The sequence below is a fragment of the Ruminococcoides intestinihominis genome (assembly GCF_040096285.1).
In the GTDB taxonomy this organism is placed as follows: Bacteria; Bacillota; Clostridia; order Oscillospirales; family Acutalibacteraceae; genus Ruminococcoides; species Ruminococcoides intestinihominis.
This window is the reverse complement of record NZ_JBBMEY010000011.1, coordinates 1-17,335: the sequence shown is the minus strand read 5'-3', so window position 1 is coordinate 17,335 and position 17,335 is coordinate 1. Positions and strand designations below refer to the sequence as shown.

At 34.5% G+C, this 17,335-nt stretch carries 16 protein-coding genes; 10 read left to right on the top strand and 6 right to left on the bottom strand.

The window, feature by feature from the left end; translation table 11 throughout:
* The first annotated feature begins 54 nt into the window (after positions 1-54).
* Positions 55-2,004, top strand: a complete 1,950-nt coding sequence (locus WMO18_RS04355; RefSeq protein WP_211147248.1) for an N-acetylmuramoyl-L-alanine amidase — start codon at positions 55-57, stop codon at positions 2,002-2,004.
* A 37-nt stretch (positions 2,005-2,041) separates the two neighbouring features.
* Here the strand turns inward: WMO18_RS04355 and WMO18_RS04350 are convergent, their stop codons facing one another.
* Entirely contained in the window at positions 2,042-2,881 is an 840-nt protein-coding gene (locus WMO18_RS04350; RefSeq protein WP_211147247.1) for a DNA-3-methyladenine glycosylase family protein, read from the bottom strand.
* A gap of 78 nt (positions 2,882-2,959) precedes the next feature.
* On the opposite strand from WMO18_RS04350, the gene WMO18_RS04345 reads away from it, so the two are divergent.
* Complete coding sequence (locus WMO18_RS04345) at positions 2,960-3,634, top strand: DUF6062 family protein (protein WP_211147246.1); 675 nt, start codon at positions 2,960-2,962, stop codon at positions 3,632-3,634.
* 50 nt (positions 3,635-3,684) lie between these two features.
* Here WMO18_RS04345 and WMO18_RS04340 read toward each other — a convergent pair whose 3' ends face one another.
* Both WMO18_RS04340 and WMO18_RS04335 read right to left on the bottom strand, forming a co-directional pair.
* Positions 3,685-4,191 (bottom strand): deoxycytidylate deaminase, encoded by a 507-nt coding sequence (locus WMO18_RS04340; protein ID WP_211147245.1) that lies wholly within the window; start codon positions 4,189-4,191, stop codon positions 3,685-3,687.
* 111 nt (positions 4,192-4,302) lie between these two features.
* Complete coding sequence (locus WMO18_RS04335; protein WP_211147244.1) at positions 4,303-5,256, bottom strand: ROK family protein; 954 nt, start codon at positions 5,254-5,256, stop codon at positions 4,303-4,305.
* Between the two features lie 265 nt (positions 5,257-5,521).
* Here WMO18_RS04335 and rplM point away from each other — a divergent pair, with 265 nt between their 5' ends.
* The 6 genes from rplM (at position 5,522) to WMO18_RS04305 (ending at position 9,874) form a co-directional block, all read left to right on the top strand.
* On the top strand, positions 5,522-5,950 hold the full coding sequence (gene rplM / locus WMO18_RS04330) for a 50S ribosomal protein L13 (RefSeq protein ID WP_211147243.1): 429 nt from the start codon (positions 5,522-5,524) through the stop codon (positions 5,948-5,950).
* Positions 5,951-5,967: 17 nt separating this feature from the next.
* On the top strand, positions 5,968-6,369 hold the full coding sequence (rpsI, locus tag WMO18_RS04325) for a 30S ribosomal protein S9 (RefSeq protein ID WP_022505906.1): 402 nt from the start codon (positions 5,968-5,970) through the stop codon (positions 6,367-6,369).
* A 109-nt stretch (positions 6,370-6,478) separates the two neighbouring features.
* Complete coding sequence (locus WMO18_RS04320) at positions 6,479-7,060, top strand: xanthine phosphoribosyltransferase (RefSeq protein ID WP_211147242.1); 582 nt, start codon at positions 6,479-6,481, stop codon at positions 7,058-7,060.
* Positions 7,061-7,070: 10 nt separating this feature from the next.
* On the top strand, positions 7,071-8,396 hold the full coding sequence (locus WMO18_RS04315) for a uracil-xanthine permease family protein (RefSeq protein WP_211147241.1): 1,326 nt from the start codon (positions 7,071-7,073) through the stop codon (positions 8,394-8,396).
* Between the two features lie 170 nt (positions 8,397-8,566).
* Entirely contained in the window at positions 8,567-9,235 is a 669-nt protein-coding gene (locus tag WMO18_RS04310; protein ID WP_211147240.1) for a sugar O-acetyltransferase, read from the top strand.
* Between the two features lie 9 nt (positions 9,236-9,244).
* Complete coding sequence (locus WMO18_RS04305; protein ID WP_211147239.1) at positions 9,245-9,874, top strand: HAD family hydrolase; 630 nt, start codon at positions 9,245-9,247, stop codon at positions 9,872-9,874.
* A 47-nt stretch (positions 9,875-9,921) separates the two neighbouring features.
* Here WMO18_RS04305 and WMO18_RS04300 read toward each other — a convergent pair whose 3' ends face one another.
* The gene (locus WMO18_RS04300) at positions 9,922-10,701 is read right to left on the bottom strand and encodes a histidinol-phosphatase (RefSeq protein ID WP_211147238.1); all 780 of its coding nucleotides are present in this window, start codon (positions 10,699-10,701) and stop codon (positions 9,922-9,924) included.
* Positions 10,702-10,770: 69 nt separating this feature from the next.
* Complete coding sequence (locus WMO18_RS04295; RefSeq protein ID WP_211147270.1) at positions 10,771-12,024, bottom strand: cation:proton antiporter; 1,254 nt, start codon at positions 12,022-12,024, stop codon at positions 10,771-10,773.
* Positions 12,025-12,657: 633 nt separating this feature from the next.
* Here WMO18_RS04295 and WMO18_RS04290 point away from each other — a divergent pair.
* Positions 12,658-13,878 carry a resuscitation-promoting factor gene (locus WMO18_RS04290; protein WP_022505913.1) on the top strand — a complete coding sequence of 407 codons (1,221 nt, stop codon included), beginning with the start codon at positions 12,658-12,660 and terminating at the stop codon, positions 13,876-13,878.
* A 123-nt stretch (positions 13,879-14,001) separates the two neighbouring features.
* Here the strand turns inward: WMO18_RS04290 and WMO18_RS04285 are convergent, their stop codons facing one another.
* On the bottom strand, positions 14,002-15,705 hold the full coding sequence (locus WMO18_RS04285) for an AMP-dependent synthetase/ligase (protein WP_211147237.1): 1,704 nt from the start codon (positions 15,703-15,705) through the stop codon (positions 14,002-14,004).
* 258 nt (positions 15,706-15,963) lie between these two features.
* On the opposite strand from WMO18_RS04285, the gene fba reads away from it, so the two are divergent.
* Complete coding sequence (gene fba, locus WMO18_RS04280) at positions 15,964-16,830, top strand: class II fructose-1,6-bisphosphate aldolase (RefSeq protein ID WP_211147236.1); 867 nt, start codon at positions 15,964-15,966, stop codon at positions 16,828-16,830.
* Positions 16,831-17,335: the final 505 nt, after the last annotated feature.

The following is a 17,335-nucleotide window of genomic DNA, read 5'->3' as shown; positions in this document are numbered from 1 at the left end:
ATATTACTTTTATATTGTACAATAAATATTATATTGGTAATGAGGGTGATTTTTATGAACAATAGTTTTAGCAAGTTGTTGTCGATAGTTATTGCAACAGTAATTGTTCTTTCAACTTTTACAACTGCTTTCGCTGTGGATAATGAGGAAGAGGTTAGTACAACGGAATCAACAGTTACAACAACTGAACCTGTTACGGAAAGTAGTGACCCTACTGTAACAACACCAACTGACTCAACAGAACCTACTGAGCCTACAAAACCAACAATTAATTATTCCGGTGTAGCAGGTAAGAATTTAAGGTACTATTTCAACAGAAATAACGGTACTTTGCATATTTCAGGTATAGGTACTACAATGAATAATTATTCAAAAAAGAACCTACCACCATGGCATAGCTTTGCAAGTAATGTTAAAGCAGTATATGTGAATAAGGCTACTAACTTAACTAATATCGGTTCATATATGTGTGCCGATATGATTAACTTGCAGAAAATTTATTATAGCAAAAAACTAAAATCTATCGGTAAATGTGCGTTTCTAAATACTAAGAAATTAACTGCATTAACTTTAAATCGGAATATTTCAAGAATCAATGTAGATGCATTTAAGGGCAGTAAAACACCTATAATTAAGGTTATGAATCCAAGTTTATCAATTAATTTTGGTGGTTATACAATTCCTAAAACTACAAAAATTCAATGTTATGGTACAAACACTCCTATATATAAGTATGCCAGAGTAAACGGTAATAATGTTATCTTAATGATTAGCAGTATTACTTTAAATACGAAGAAAGTTGTTTGTAAGAAAAAGACTACTACAGTTAAAGCAAAATTAAGTCCTAGTATTGCTACAAATAAAAAGGTAAAGTGGTTTACCACAAATAAGAATATTGCAACTGTTGATAGTAATGGTAAAGTAAAAGCTAAGAAAAAGGGTACTTGCTATGTTTATTGCAAGTCTACAGATGGTAGTAATAAAACATCAAATAAGATGAAAATTATTGTTACATCATTTCAGCTATACCAATACATCTTTACAAACAACAATTGTTATAAAGAAAGAACTGCTATTGACCCTAAGGGTATTGTAGTTCATTCAACAGGTGAAAATGCACCATACCTAAGAACTTATGTACCGGCTTGGAATGTTCCAAAACCCGGTGGTAGAGAAGTTTGTGTTCACGCATTCCTAGGTAAGAATTCTAAAGGTAAGTTAGAAGTATGGCAGGTACTGCCTTTTGAAATGGCTTGTTGGGGTGTAGGTGGTGGACCTAAAGGCTCATACAACTATAACCCTGGGTATATTCAATTTGAATGTTGTGAAGATAGTAAGTACAACAGAACATACTTTAATCAAGTATATGATGAGGCTACTGACTTCTGTGCTTATTTATGCTTAAGATATAGCTTACCATATACTAAGGTTACTAGCCATGCAGGTGCTTGTGCTGAGGGTTATGGTAGTGCCCACGGTGATATTGACCATTGGCTAAAAATTTACGGTAAGAATATGAATGACTTTAGAAATACCGTAAAGAAAAAGATTTACAAAATTGATAAAAACCCTGACCTAAAGTCCGGTACAAAGCATAAGAAAATCAAAGCTAAAAGTGATTTGTATGTATGGTCTAAAGATATAGTTGATGAATACGGAAACAGTAGCAAGAAACTTCAGAAAATATCTAAAGGTCAAGAGGTTACATTCCTAAGAGATAACTTTAACGGTTGGTCTTATGTGCAGATTTCCAACAAAAAAGGTTATGTACAAAACAACCTTACTAACCTTGCATATGGCTCAAAGTATGTTAAAAAAAAGGTAAATTATAAAGGTACATATTTATATACTAAGCCTTGTGGCAATAAATATAAAGTAAAGTTCCTATCATACAACACAAGGGTACGATTAGTTTCTACTATTAATAAAGGTAAGAAAAAGGGTTACTCCTATGTGTGCTATAAGAATAATTACTATTATGTAAAAACAAATACATTGTATTAAAAAAAGGTGTGGCTTTTATAAGTCACACTCTAGTTTTTTATTCAAATAATTCCGGATGCATTCTTGAATAGTGGAAAATATATTGTTGTGCAATACCGGCATAAGAGCCAAAGTCACTACCTGTCATATTAGGAAATAGCTTTTCCATTGCTCTTTTCATCCATACATCAATAGGAAATGCCTCAATTCTATGAAAGCCAAACAGTAGGGTACAGTCAGCTACCTTAACACCAACACCCTTGATTTTGCATAACTCAGATTTTGCATCATCATAGGAAAGTCCTCTGCATTTATCAAGGTCAACTTCACCGGTTGCAACCTTTTGACTGGCATCAATAATATATTTGTTTCTAAAACCGGCTCTAATAGGGGATAAGTCCTCAGGTGTTAGTTGTGACAGTTTTTCAGCAGTAGGGAAGGTAAAGTAATCTGTATTATCAATCCTATCACCAAAGGTTTCACATAGCCTTTCTACAATACCTTTAATTCGTTTTATATTGTTGTTTTGACTTATTATAAAGGTACAAAGTGCCTCCCAAGAGTCTTGTTGCAAAATTCTTATACCTGAGGCATATTCTGAGGCTTCCTTTAATATAGGATGAATTTCACTAACTTCTTTTCTGATTTTGTCATAATCAAGTTCAAGGTCAAAGTACTTTTTCCATATATTTTCAAAGTCCTCTATACTGCTGTTCTCAATTATAAAGTCAGTACCCTCAAGTCTGACGGTAACAACCTTACCATAGGCAACACCTGTAAAAGATTTGTCAGAGTTTTCAACCCACCTAAAGGACTGACCACAATCTAAAGTTTCAGCTAAATTCAGTGCAGTAACATTATGTACTACAACATTATTGTTAATTAATTCATAATTCATTATATTCACCACAATTATTATAGCATAAATAAAAGTTATATGATATACTTAATGTATCTTAAATTAAGGATGTAAGCTATGAAAGAAGATATACGCACAATACCGATTAATGATATATTTATGGAGAAAAAGGGTTGTCCTTTTTGTACTATGGAAAAAATGCTTGAGAAAATTCAAGTTGACTATATTATAGGTGATGCTATGATGGAGCCTAATACCAGAATAGAAACCAACAAAAAAGGTTTTTGTCACAGACATTTTTCAATGATGCAACAGTCCGGTAAAAAGCTACCTAATGCACTTATTATGGAAAGCCACCTACAAGAAATTATTGATGCATTACCTAAAGGTAAAAAGCCCGATAAAAAGTTCTTAGCAAAAATAAAAGAGTTGACTCACAGTTGTTATGTTTGTGACAGAATAGAAAGCAATATGAATCACCTTATCCAAATTGTTTTTACAGAATGGAAAAAGGGCAATGATCTTCAAAATCTTTACAAAGACCAAGAATTTATTTGTCTTGAACATTACGGAAAGGTACTTGAAAATGCAACCGGAAAGCTAAAGGGTAAGGATTTAACCGATTTCTACGAAACAACAACAAACCTTTTCAAAAACTATCTTCTTGAATTAAAAGAAGATACAACATATTTTTGCAGTATGTTTGATTATCGTAATCAAGGAAAAGATTGGGGTAAGAGTATCAATGTTATTGAAAGAAACATTGAATTTTTAACTAAAGAAAAACCATAAATTATATATAAAAAGGCAGTTCAAATTTTTCACTTTTGAACTGCCTATTTTTATTCAATGTTAAAGTCAAGAACAATCTTGTCCTTAGTAGGTTTAAACTGTGTCAGCTTAACACCGGCTGATGTTAACATTCTTTCTGATGCCTTAGTTGCATCAGTATCTTTATATTTATTAGATAAATATACAATTTCATTTATGCCTGACTGAATGATAGCCTTTGCACATTCATTACAAGGGAACAGTGATACATATAACTTTGCACCAACAAGTGACTTGCCACCGGCATTAAGAATTGCATTTAACTCTGAATGTACAACGAAAGGATATTTTGTTGCATTTGGTGCCCCACTTCTGTCCCAAGGAAATTCATCATCGGAACAACCATAAGGAAAACCGTTGTATCCTGTTGATATAATAACATTTTCAGGATAAGGACTGTCCTTGCCACTGACAATACAGCAACCTACCTGAGTATTAGGGTCTTTACTTCTCTGTGCTGCAAGTAAAGAAATACTCATAAAGTATTCGTCCCAACTTATATAATCTTGTCTTTTCATATACTCACCTCATAAGGTACTTTGATTATATTGTACAATCTTAGAATATATAAGTCAATAAAAAAGCCATCCAAAATTATGGATGGCTTAGTGTTATTTAGGTTTCAAAAATTATAGCATTGCTGCACCGATAATACCGGCATCATTACCTAGAGATGCAGTACAAATAACAGTCTGCTTTTCGTTGTATTTTGTGATTCTTTCTTTTTCAACAATAGCTCTTACAGGAGCAAGAAGGTTTTCACCTTGTCTGCAAACGCCACCACCGATACAGATAATATCAGGCTGGAAGATGTTTACGATATTTACAAGACCTGTTGCTAGGTAGCCAACATACTTGTTGATAACTTCTTTACCTGTTGCGTCACCTGCAAGCATTGCGTCAAATGGTGTCTTACCGTTAACCTTGTTAATGTCACCACTAACAGACTTTAGCATATATGAGAATTCAGCATTTTCATTCATAATAGCTTCTTTAGTCATTCTGATTAGTGCATTAGCTGATGCGTATGCTTCCCAGCAACCTTTTCTGCCACAACCACATTCTTGACCATCTTTAACGATTACCATATGACCAAGTTCTGCACCGGCATAGTTGCTACCACTATATAGCTTACCGTCAATGATGATACCACCACCAACACCTGTACCAAGTGTAATAGCTACTGCATTCTTACAGCCTTTTGCTGAACCTGCTAGGAATTCACCCCAAGCAGCAGCATTGGCATCATTTTCAATCTTTACATACTTATGAAGTCTTTCTTCAAGCATCTTGCTGATTTCCCAGTTTTGGAAACGCAAGTTAGGACAAGTTTCTACAATTCTTGTTTCAGGATTTACTGCACCCGGTACACCAATACCAATGTGTGCAATATCATCCATTGTTAGATTTGCTCTGGCAATAGCTTCTCTAACGATTTCTGCCATTGAGTCACATACTTCACTTTCAGGTCTAGGAATAGCAGTTTTACACTCTGCTCTTGCAATAATGTTAAATTCTTTATCTACAACACCTGCAACAATATTTGTACCACCAAGGTCGATACCTATTTTATATTCGTTCATGGGAATTAACCTCCTATTATTTATGCTTAGAATTATACCACAAATAGGTACTATTTTCAATGGTAATCATCAGAAAATGGGATAAATGCTGAATTATTTTTTAAAATAGCAAATGAGTATAAGTGAGTATACGAGAGATTAAATGAGTATTTGAGAGATTGTACAAAGATAAATTAAAATATTTCAAAAAAGTGTTGACTTCTCTTTACAAAGGTGATAAAATCATCTTTGCAATTAAAGATTAACGAACAAGGAGGACAATTTTATGTCAACTTATATGGCTAAAAAAGGCGAAGTTGAACGCAAGTGGTATGTAATTGACGCTAAGGGCAAGACTCTTGGTAAGGTTGCTGCTGAAGCTGCTACTCTTCTAAGAGGCAAGCACAAAGTAACATACACACCACATGTTGACTGCGGTGATCACGTAATCGTTGTAAACTGCAAGGACATCGTTCTAACTGGTAATAAACTAACTCAGAAAGTTTGGTACAGACACACAGGTTATATCGGTCATCTAAAGGCTACACGCTATGATACACTTATGGCTACACGTCCTGAAAAGGCTGTTGAACTTGCTGTTAAGGGTATGCTACCTGATAACTCACTAGGTAGAGCACAGATTCTAAGACTAAGATCATTTGCTGGTGCAGAACACAACCATGCTGCTCAGTCACCAGAAGCATATGAAATTTAAGGAAGGAGGCTATTATAATGTACGATAAGACACCATTTTTCTATGGCACAGGTAGAAGAAAATCATCAGTAGCTCGTGTAAGACTATATCAGGGTACTGGTAAGATCACAATCAACGACAGAGATATCGACGAATATTTCGGTCTTGATACACTAAAGCTAATCGTTCGTCAGCCTCTTGAACTAACAGAGACAGGCGAAAAGTTCGATGTTGTATGTAGAGTTGCAGGCGGTGGCGTTACTGGTCAGGCCGGTGCAATCCGTCACGGTATTTCAAGAGCACTTCTACAGTACGATAGTGAAAACCTAAGATCAGCACTTAAGAAAGCTGGCTTCTTAACTCGTGACCCTCGTATGAAGGAAAGAAAGAAGTACGGTCTAAAGGCTGCTCGTCGTGCACCACAGTTCTCAAAGAGATAATTTTTGCACATATACACATATATTATTTCCCTTGGAGTTATTCCAAGGGAATTTCTTTTATAAGGAATTGTTTATAAATATAAGGATTATGGGAAAAGGATAATATACTATGAATTTTTTAGAGGAAAGAATAGTTAAAGACGGCATTGTAAAAGAGGGTAATGTTCTTAAGGTTGACAGTTTCTTAAATCACCAAATGGATATTGACCTATTTAATCAGATGGGTGAAGAATTTAAGAAAAGATTTGAAGGTAAGAACATCAACAAGATTGTTACTATTGAGGCTTCCGGTATCGGTATTGCTTGTGTAGTAGCTCAGCACTTTGGTGTACCGGTTGTTTTTGCTAAAAAGTCAAAGAGCATTAACATTGAAGGTGATATGTATATTGCTGAGGTTGAGTCTTTCACTCATAAGTGTAAGAACCAAGTTATTGTTTCTAAGAAGTTTTTAAACGAGGACGACCATGTACTTGTTATTGATGACTTTCTAGCTAATGGTTGTGCATTACAGGGTCTTATCTCTATTATTAACCAGGCCGGTGGTACTGTTGAAGGTATCGGTATTGCTATTGAAAAAGGTTTCCAGGTTGGTGGCAATATTATTCGTAACCTTGGCTATCAGTTAGAGTCACTTGCTATTGTTGAAGATATGGATGCTAAGACAGGCAAGATTACTTTTAGAGAACAGTAAGAGGTACATAATGGCTAAAGAAAAAGTTAATAATAAAGAGATGGATGCAATATATACCCTTAATGGAAAGATTAATCCTTTAAAGGCCTTTCCTTTTGGACTACAACATATCCTTGCAATGTTTGTTGCAAATATTACACCTATCATTATTGTTGCAGGTGCATCAGGATTATCTACTAAAGATGCCAGTATGTTACTTCAAAGTGCAATGATAATTGCCGGTATCGGTACACTTATTCAGCTATTTCCACTTTGGAAAGTAGGTTCGGGACTTCCTATTGTTATGGGAATTAGCTTTACATTCGTTTCCCTGGCTTGTACAGTAGGTGCACAGTATGGTTATGGTACTATCATAGGTTCTGTACTTATTGGTGGCTTGGTAGAAGGTGTTTTGGGACTGTTTGCAAAGTTTTGGATTAAGATAGTTTCTCCTATAGTTGCAGCCACAGTTGTTACTGCCATTGGTTTCTCACTTCTATCAGTAGGTGCTCAGTCCTTTGGTGGTGGTTCAGGTGTTGATAACTTCGGTGCAGTTGAACATTGGATTCTTGGTATGGTTACACTTGTTAGTTGTATTTTGTTCAACATTTTTGCAAAAGGATTCTTAAAGCAACTTTCAGTATTATTTGGTCTTGTTGTAGGATATATTTTAGCTTTATTTATGGGTATGGTTGACTTCTCAGCATTTAAAGATGTTAGTATTATTTCACTACCTCATATCCTTCCATTTAAGCCTGAATTTAATATAAATGCAATTATTGCATTCGTACTAATCTTTATGGTTTCAGCTACTGAAACTATCGGTGACACATCAGCACTTGCATCTTCAGGTTTAAACAGAGATGCAACAACTAAAGAAACTTCCGGCTCTATCGCTTGTGATGGATTTGTAAGCTCATTGTCCTCTGTATTTGGCTGTTTACCTATCACATCATTTAGCCAAAATGTCGGTCTTGTAGCAATGACTAAGGTTGTTAATAAATATGCTATTGCTACAGGTGCCGGTATTATGATTCTTGCCGGATTTTTCCCTTATATTGGTACACTTCTTGCAACATTACCTAGTGCAGTTCTTGGTGGTTGTACAATTATGATGTTCGGTACAATTGTTATCAGTGGTGTACAGATGATTGGTAAATGTGGTTTCTCTCAGCGTAATATTACTATTGCAGCACTATCCCTTAGTGTTGGTCTTGGTTTTACTCAGTGTCCGGAAATTTTTGATATTTTCCCAACACTTGTTAAGACAGTATTTGCAGAAAACTGTGTTGCACTTGTTTTTGTAACTGCAATTATCCTTAACCTTATCCTTCCTAAAAATATGGAACAACAGTAATTTTATTACTTATATATAACACATAAAAAGGCATTCTCAATGAGGATGCCTTTTTATGTGGAAAACTTTTTAGTTTTAGTATCTTGACATTTACTGTTTAGAGTTGTTAAACTGTAGTTAATAATTATTAATAAAACCATATTAATATGGAAAACATAGGAGATATAATTATGAGTTTAGATATGAAAGAAAGAATGTTAAATGGCAAGCCTTGTTTGTCATTTGATAAAGTATTAGAAGAAGAAAAACAACATCAGCAGAGATTGCAGTTTAAATTTAACCACCTTGACCCTGATGATTCTAAGGGTAGAATCGCACTTCTTAAAGAAATGCTAGGGGGAACAGGTGAAAGAGTATGGATGGAAAGACCTATCTACTTTGATTATGGCAAGAATACATATGTAGGTGAAGGCTTTTATGCCAATACCGGTGTAACTATTCTTGACGGTGCAAAGGTTACTATCGGTGACAATGTTTTTCTTGCTCCATATGTAGGTATTTATACTGCAGGTCATCCTGTTCATCCTCATCCAAGAAATTTAGGGATTGAATACAATTTTCCTGTAACTATCGGTGACAATGTATGGGTAGGTGCTCAGACAGTAATCAATCCGGGTGTTACTATCGGTAGTAATGTTGTTATCGGTTCAGGCAGTGTTGTAACTAAGAACATTCCTGACAATGTAATTGCAGTTGGTAATCCTTGTAGAGTAATAAGAAAAATTACAGATGAGGACAAGAAGTATTATTTTAGAAATATGGAAATTGATAAAGAACTATATGATTATGCCGAAACAGGTGTTGATATAGAAAATAACTTTGGAAGTCAAGGAGAATAGGAGAATGTTATGAAGAAAGGGATAATCTTTGATTTAGACGGTACACTATGGGATACTGTTAACCTTGCAGTAAAGGGTTGGAATGAAGTTTTAAGCAAATATGACTTTTGCAAATTATTAACAAGACCATTAATGGAAAGTTATATGGGCAAAACTTTGGAGCAAATTGCAGAACTTCATATGCCTGACCTTGACTATGATACAAAAATGAAAATAGCTAAAGAGTGTGACAAAAATAGCTATAAGGTACTAAACTCAAGTTGTGGAGAAATTTACCCTAAGGTAGAAGAAACACTTAATAGTATGAAGGATGAATATTCCTTCTATTGTGTAAGCAATAGTGAGAACGGATATGTTCAAATTTTTATGGAAGTTTCTCACCTAGGTTATTTGTTTGATGACTTTGAAATGGCAGGTAGAACAGGTAAATGTAAAGGTGAAAATATCAAGATGGTTGCCGAAAGAAATAACCTTGATATGGCTTGTTATGTTGGTGATACTGTTATGGATAAAGAGGCATCTGTTATTGCTAATGTACCATTTATCTATGCTAAGTATGGATTTGGTGATACTGATAGTGAGTTTGTGCTTCAGCAGTTCTCTGATTTATCTAAGGTAGCTAAAGAAATTTTTCAATAAAAATAAGGTGGGTGCTATTAATTAGTACCCACCTTTTCTATATCTTATTATGGTTTAATAATGTTGATTTCATCAAAATCAAGTAGCTTAATACCTAAGTCATTAAGTTCATTTACACATTCATCTCGTAAATCTGTCTTTAACATAAATGTAGGTGTATGTGCATCAAAACCGATTACAGCAGTATTTCCAACTTTCTTAGCAATATTCCAAAATACCTTGTTAGGATAGTTCCTACCGTAATATTTACCCAGCATATTGTATTCTAAAGGAATATTAAGCTCCTTTGCTTTTTTACAAAGTCTGGTCATTTCTTTTATATATACTTCTTCAATGCCTTTATGATTAACCAAGTCAGGATGACAGAGATAAGTGAAAACACCTTTCTTTAAACCTTCAATTACTTGGTCTGTGTATTTCTTTAGGTAGTCGTCACCACCACGCTCACCGGTATAAAACTGTTCTTCATCATATTCATTACCGATTAGGTGTTCACCAAGAATTAAGTAGTCTGTATCTAAATCTCTTATAGTTTTAATAAGTTCATCATAGGTTTCAGGATAATATTCAGTTTCAAAGCCTAAAAGAATTTTAATGTCATCCTTGTATTCCTCAGCTAAATCTCTAACTGACTGTGCATATTTTTCCACAAAAATAGGACGCATACGGAAGTGACTGTAGTAGTTTGGCTTTTTGAAGAATTGAGGACAATGGTCGGAAAAGCCAAGAACCTTAACACCTGATTGTATAGCATATTCAACATATGCCTTGTCCTCACCTGTAGCATGATTACATCTGAATGTATGTGTATGAAGATTATATAACATAGTAAATCTCCTTTACATATTAGTATAAGTAAAGCCTTCTATTACTAGAAGGCTTTAGTAGTATATGTTTTAAGCAGGTTGTTTATCCTCTAGACGAGGACCCTTTTCACCATTATCTTTATCCTTAGCAAAAAGAATCTTTAGGATAATAGGAGCAATGATAGTTGTAAGTACAACAACAATTACCAGTGGACCAAATAGCTTAGGGTCCATTAGACCACAGCTTTCACCTTTCTTAGCAACGATAAGAGCAACTTCACCTCTTGAAATCATACCTGCACCAATCTGGAAACATTCTTTTGTTGAGTAGCCACAAATCTTACCACCTAAGGCACAACCGAATAACTTAGTTGCTACAGCAACAATAGTGATTAGAATTGCAAATACCAGTAGTGAAACTGTTAATTCAGGCATTTCGATTGTTAGACCGATACAAGCAAAGAAGATTGGAGAAAGTAACATATATGATAGTGTAGAGAATCTGTTTACTAGGTATCTCTTACGATTAGTCATTGAAAGTACAAGACCGGCAACATAAGCACCTGTAATATCAGCAACACCAAAGAATACTTCAGCTACGAATGAAGATACTAGGCAGTAAGCAAAAGCAATAATAACATGTCTTCTGCTATCTCTTGAAGTATGCTTGTTCATCCACTTGTATATCTTTAGCATAATGAAACCAAGAATTGCAGCAAAGATAAAGAATAGAACAATCTTGATTAGTACAAACCAAATGTTTACATCCTTACTCTTGAAGCTTGTGATGATTGTTAAAGCAATAATACCCAGAACATCATCTATAATAGCAGCACCAAGAATTGCATTACTTGCAGGAGTATTTAACTTGCCAAGTTCCTTTAGTGTTTCAACAGTAATTGAAACAGAAGTAGCAGTTAGAACAACACCAATGAAAATAGATTTTAGTAATCTTTCTTGGCTGTTAGGGTCGTCAATAAAGTAGTAACTTGCAAAAGCACCAAAGATAAGTGGTGTGATAACACCGATAACTGCAATAATCAATGAGGCTTTACCACATTTTTTCATTTCCTGAACATCAGTTTCAAGACCTGCACCAAACATCAGTACAATAACACCAAGTTCAGAAAGCATACCGAATAGCTGATCAGAACCGGCTGCTTGTGAGAAGAAACCATCACCTGTACTCCAACCCACAATAGCATTTACAACAGGACCAAGAATAACACCGGCAACCAATGCACCAAGAACCTGTGGCAAACGAACCCATCGTGAGAAAAGTCCAAGTAGTTTTGTAGTTAGCAAAATTGCAGCTAAAACTAAAAGATAGCTGTAACTATGCAAACTTGTTAGATCAATAAAATCCATTTTTTAACCCCCGTTTTTAACATCCTCTATATACTATATATAATAGAAAGAAAATTAGATTAATAATGTTCGTTTCTACGATAAAAGTAATAGAAAAATGTCTTGTAAAATTGTGAGTGTTTCCTGTCATAAAAACACCCAAAATCAACTTCATTATATACCCATTTACCTTAAAAGTCTATACGAAAAATTCAATAAAAATAGCTCTTTTTGCAGAAAAAGAATAAAAAATCAGCCCAAAATAGGGGAGAAAACAGTATTTATTACAGAGTTGTAACAAATATTTTTCTTGTATTTAATAAATTAAATGGAGAAAACCTAGATTTAATGGGCTTTCTCAAATTTCTGTAATAAATTTGTTTCTAAATCAGAACTAAAGATTACAGAAAAGTTACAGATAACTTTCTCTATTTTGCACAACAAAAAGCCGTTAATAATTCTTTTAAAGAATATAAAATTGGCAAGTCCAAAGGATTTTCGCTCTTTGTTGTATATTATGCACAAATTCAAAGGCTGTTATATGTTTGACATAAACAAATCAAACGGATATACTATAGACCGTAGGCAAATTGCGTCTATGAAAAATTAAGAAAAGGAGAGTTAATTATTATGGCTATTAACAAGAAGAGCTTGTTTGTATTAGTTTCAATAGTGTTAACATTGGCTATTACTTTTGCAACAGTTCTTTCAGTTGCTGCTCTTACTAATGATGAAGCAACTTATGGCACAGATATGAATACTCCTACCACATCAAATATTAATACAGATAACATTTTGGATAAGGCCAGTCTTCAGCTTTCAGATGATGATGAAGTTATCAGAACAGACAACAACGGTCTTATCAGTATTACTATTTTAAAGGCTTTTCAACTTCCTATTGAACACAATGGAAAGACAACATCAGTTACTATGGCAAGTGGTACAGTTGCCGATGCACTTGATAAAGCCGGTATTACAGTAGCAAATGACGAGAAGGTTAGCCCTTCACTTACAACAGAAGTTGATAAGAATACTAAGATTGTTATTAACAAAACAGTAAACATTACTGTAACAGTAAGTGGCGAAACTGATTCTTACGAAGTACCTAAGGGTACAGTTAAGGAAGCATTAGAAAGTCTTGACCTTGGTTATAAAAAGGCTGACAAGCTAAATGTAAAGGCTAATGCAAAAGTTTATGACGGTATGGAAGTTAATGTAACTAAGGTTACTGTTAAGAATGTAAAGGAAACAAAGACTATTGACTTTGATACTAAGGTAACTAAGGATAGTTCAATGAAAAAGGGAACATCAGTTATCACTCAGTATGGTGTTGAAGGTAAAAAGGTAGTTACTAAGAAATGTACATATGAAGATGGTGTTCTTGTTTCTTCAAAGGTTGTTTCAACTAAGGTAACAAAGAAACCTGTACCACAGAAAAAGACAATTGGTACTAAGGTTACTAAGAAGAAAACTACTAAGAAAACTAACTCATATACAATTGGTGGTAGTAATAACGGTGGTAATACATTCGTAGATAACAACGGTAACACAGTTTCTTACAAACAGATTATTACAGGTTCAGGTACTGCTTATACTGCTCCTGCAGGTTCAGGTACTGCAACAGGTAACTTAGCAAAGGTTGGTGGTGTAGCAGTTAACCCTAACATTATTCCTTATGGCAGTAAACTTTATATTAAAGCATCTGACGGTAGTTATGTATATGGTTATGCAACTGCTGTTGATACAGGTGGTGCTTTAATGGATGGTTCAGCAATTGTTGACCTATTTATGGATTCATATGCTGACTGTGCTGCATTTGGTAGAAGAAATGTAACAATTTATGTTCTATAATTTATAGTTGATTACAGAGTAGCCCATTGGTTACTCTGTTTTTTTATGTGGAAAATTTTTTAAGCAAGGAAAAGGACTCCCAGATTATTAGTAATCTAAGAGTCCTTATTTGTATGTGGAAAATTAAAGTGTTTTCATTTCTTCAAGTCTTTTAACTTTATTAGTTGCAGTTTTGATTAGTGGTTTTTTAGAAACCACAACACCTCTGATTGCTTTGTATACAGGCAAAGTTCTGTTGATAGCTTTAACTTCTTGGAACAATGCTTGTTGAATTTCTTTTTCATCAGTTAGGTGGTAAACTCTTTCCATAGTTTCAGGATCATAAACAATCTTAACATGAATACGAAGGTCATCTTTGTCAGCACCATGTTGTTTACCATAGATTAATGATTCCTGTACACCTTCAATTTTGTTAACGATAGCTTCCATTTCTTCTGGGAAGATGTTTTTACCGTTCTTAAGAACAATAACATTCTTCTGACGACCACAGATGAAGATAAATCCATCCTCATCAATTTTTGCAAGGTCACCGGTATGAAACCAACCATTCTGTAAAACTTGTGCAGTAGCCTCAGCGTTGGCGTAATAGCCCATCATAACATTAGGACCTTTTACCACCAGTTCACCAATACCGTTAGCATCAGGATTAGCAATTCTAGCCTCAACACTGGGAGCAGGTTTACCAACTGAGCCAAGTTTATAGTTTTCTTCATTTGCCATAGATACAACAGGTGAGGTTTCTGTTAAGCCATAAGCCTGTAGTAGGTTAAGACCAAGTTCTCTGTATCTTCTTTCGTAATCTCTATCAAGTGGTGCAGCACCACTGATTAGGTATCTAATGTTACCACCAAGCATATCGTGTATGTAGCTGAAAATTTCCTTTTTCTTTTCCATAGAATCGTGCTTATGTAGTTTCTTTAGCTTAACAATGTTCTTTTGCTTACCGGCTTTATCAAGGGCTTTGTTAACATGCTCAAAGATTTTCTCATACATAGCCGGTACACAAGCAAGGAAAGTAACTTTGTAGTCATGTAAGTTCTTAACAATTCTTCTTGCACTGTCAGCAAAAACAATTTTTGCACCTTTATAAATAGGGAACAGAAAACCTACTGTACATTCAAAAACATGGTTTAGTGGTAGGAAAGACAGAAAAATATCCTCATAACTAATATCCAGAATTTTATCAATGTCTAAAAGATTAGAACAAATATTGTACTGAGAAAGTGCAACAACCTTTGATTGACTGGTTGTACCGGATGTGAACAACATAATGTTCATTGTGTAAGGATTGATTTTTGCATCAATATATTCATTAAATCCGGCATCAATTAGGTGATTACCGTATTCAGTCAGTTCTTTTTGACTATAAACACCACCACTATGCTTTTCTTGATCCATAGAGATAAGGTGTCTTAGGTTGTTTTGTCCACCAAACTTAATTCTGGTCAATGCATCCTTATATTTTTCTGAATAAAAAATTGCACTAACCTCTGAACGCTCAATAACACTTTTAAGTTCATTTTCCGGTAAAGTCTTATCAATAGGAACAACAATACCAACACCACATACAATGGCAAGGTAAGCAATTTCCCATTCAATACGGTTTTCACCGATAATTGCAATTTTTTGACCTTTAAGTCCCATATTTATAAGACCTGTTCCAAGACCCTGTACCATATTCAGTACATCTTTATAGGTGTAATGTGTAAAAGTACCATCACTGTTCTTTATTTGATAAGCGTCTTTTTCACCATAGAGCATAGCTGATTTGTTAAGCATATCTTTCAAATTAGCTATTGCAGGAGGTGTAAATGTTACATTATCCATAATATTCTCCCGAAATTAAATATACTTATTTTATACTTAAATAATTTTAGCATATTAAAGTATGTTAAGTCAAACAATATAGTGTATATTATTCAACATTTTTTAGAAATATGTAAGTTTGTTAAAAAAATATCGAAATAAGGCCCTTTTTGTACTTATATTTCTTTAAATGATTTATAATGTATTTTCTATATTGTATAATACCATTGTAAGGCAATAAATTATTATGCCACAATTTAATTTACGGAGGAATTCAAAATGCCATTAGTAAATGCAAAAGAAATGCTTACAAAAGCAAAAGCTGGTCATTATGCAGTTGGTCAGTTTAACATTAATAACCTAGAATGGACAAAGGCTATTCTTCTAACAGCAGAAGAACTAAACAGCCCTGTAATCCTTGGTGTATCTGAGGGTGCAGGTAAGTATATGTGTGGCTACAAGACAGTAGTTGGTATGGTAAACGGTATGCTAGAAGAACTTAACATTACAGTTCCTGTAGCACTTCACCTAGACCATGGCTCATACGAAGGTGCAAAGGCTTGTATCGAAGCTGGTTTCTCATCAGTAATGTTTGATGGTTCTCATTATGATATTGACGAAAATGTTGCAAAGACAACTGAACTAGTTAACATCTGTAACGAAAAGGGTCTTTCAATTGAAGCTGAAGTTGGTGCAATCGGTGGCGAAGAAGATGGCGTTATCGGTTCCGGTGAATGTGCTGATCCTGAAGAATGTAAGAGAATTGCAGACCTAGGTGTAACAATGCTTGCAGCCGGTATTGGTAATATCCACGGTAAGTACCCAGCAAACTGGGCAGGTCTATCATTTGAAACACTAGACGCTGTTCAGCAGAAGACAGGCGATATGCCTCTAGTTCTTCACGGTGGTTCAGGTATCCCTGATGAAATGGTTAAGAAGGCTATCACTCTTGGCGTAAGCAAGGTTAATGTTAACACAGAATGTCAGCTAGCATTTGCTGAAGCAACAAGAAAGTATATTGAAGCCGGTAAGGATCAGGAAGGTAAGGGCTTTGACCCAAGAAAGCTTCTTGCTCCTGGTTTTGAAGCAATCAAGGCTACAGTAAAAGAAAAGATGGAACTATTCGGTTCTGTTAACAAGGCTTAAGATTATTTCGGAAAAACTTCCATTTTTCAAACTCCCTAACTTCGGTTGGGGAGTCTTTTTCATTTTCCAAAAATTTTATTAATTTATATTATTTAATTTATAATATTCAATACTTCTAAAGCTTTACACAATATCATCAATGATAGGGTAGAGAACATAGTTATTAAAAGCATTTTCATTTCACTAAATAATCGGAATTAAAAAAGGTGCAGATGTATGAACCTCATTACTTAAAGTCCTCTTTAGGGCAAATTAATGGCAAAAATTGTTATATAGAAGACTTTAAGAAATGACCTTCTTATATCTGCACCACCTTATGATGAAAATAAAAATTCCACATTACCAAATGATAATGTGGAAAACTTTTCTTTTTAAATTTTAAAATTTTGTTTGTGGGTAAAGATTAATCAGTTCTATAAATTAGGGTTTGTGGGTGTGAATTATAACAAAATTTTGGCTCACAGTCGTAGGGGCGAACAGTGTTCGCCCGTAATGAAAGTGTGAT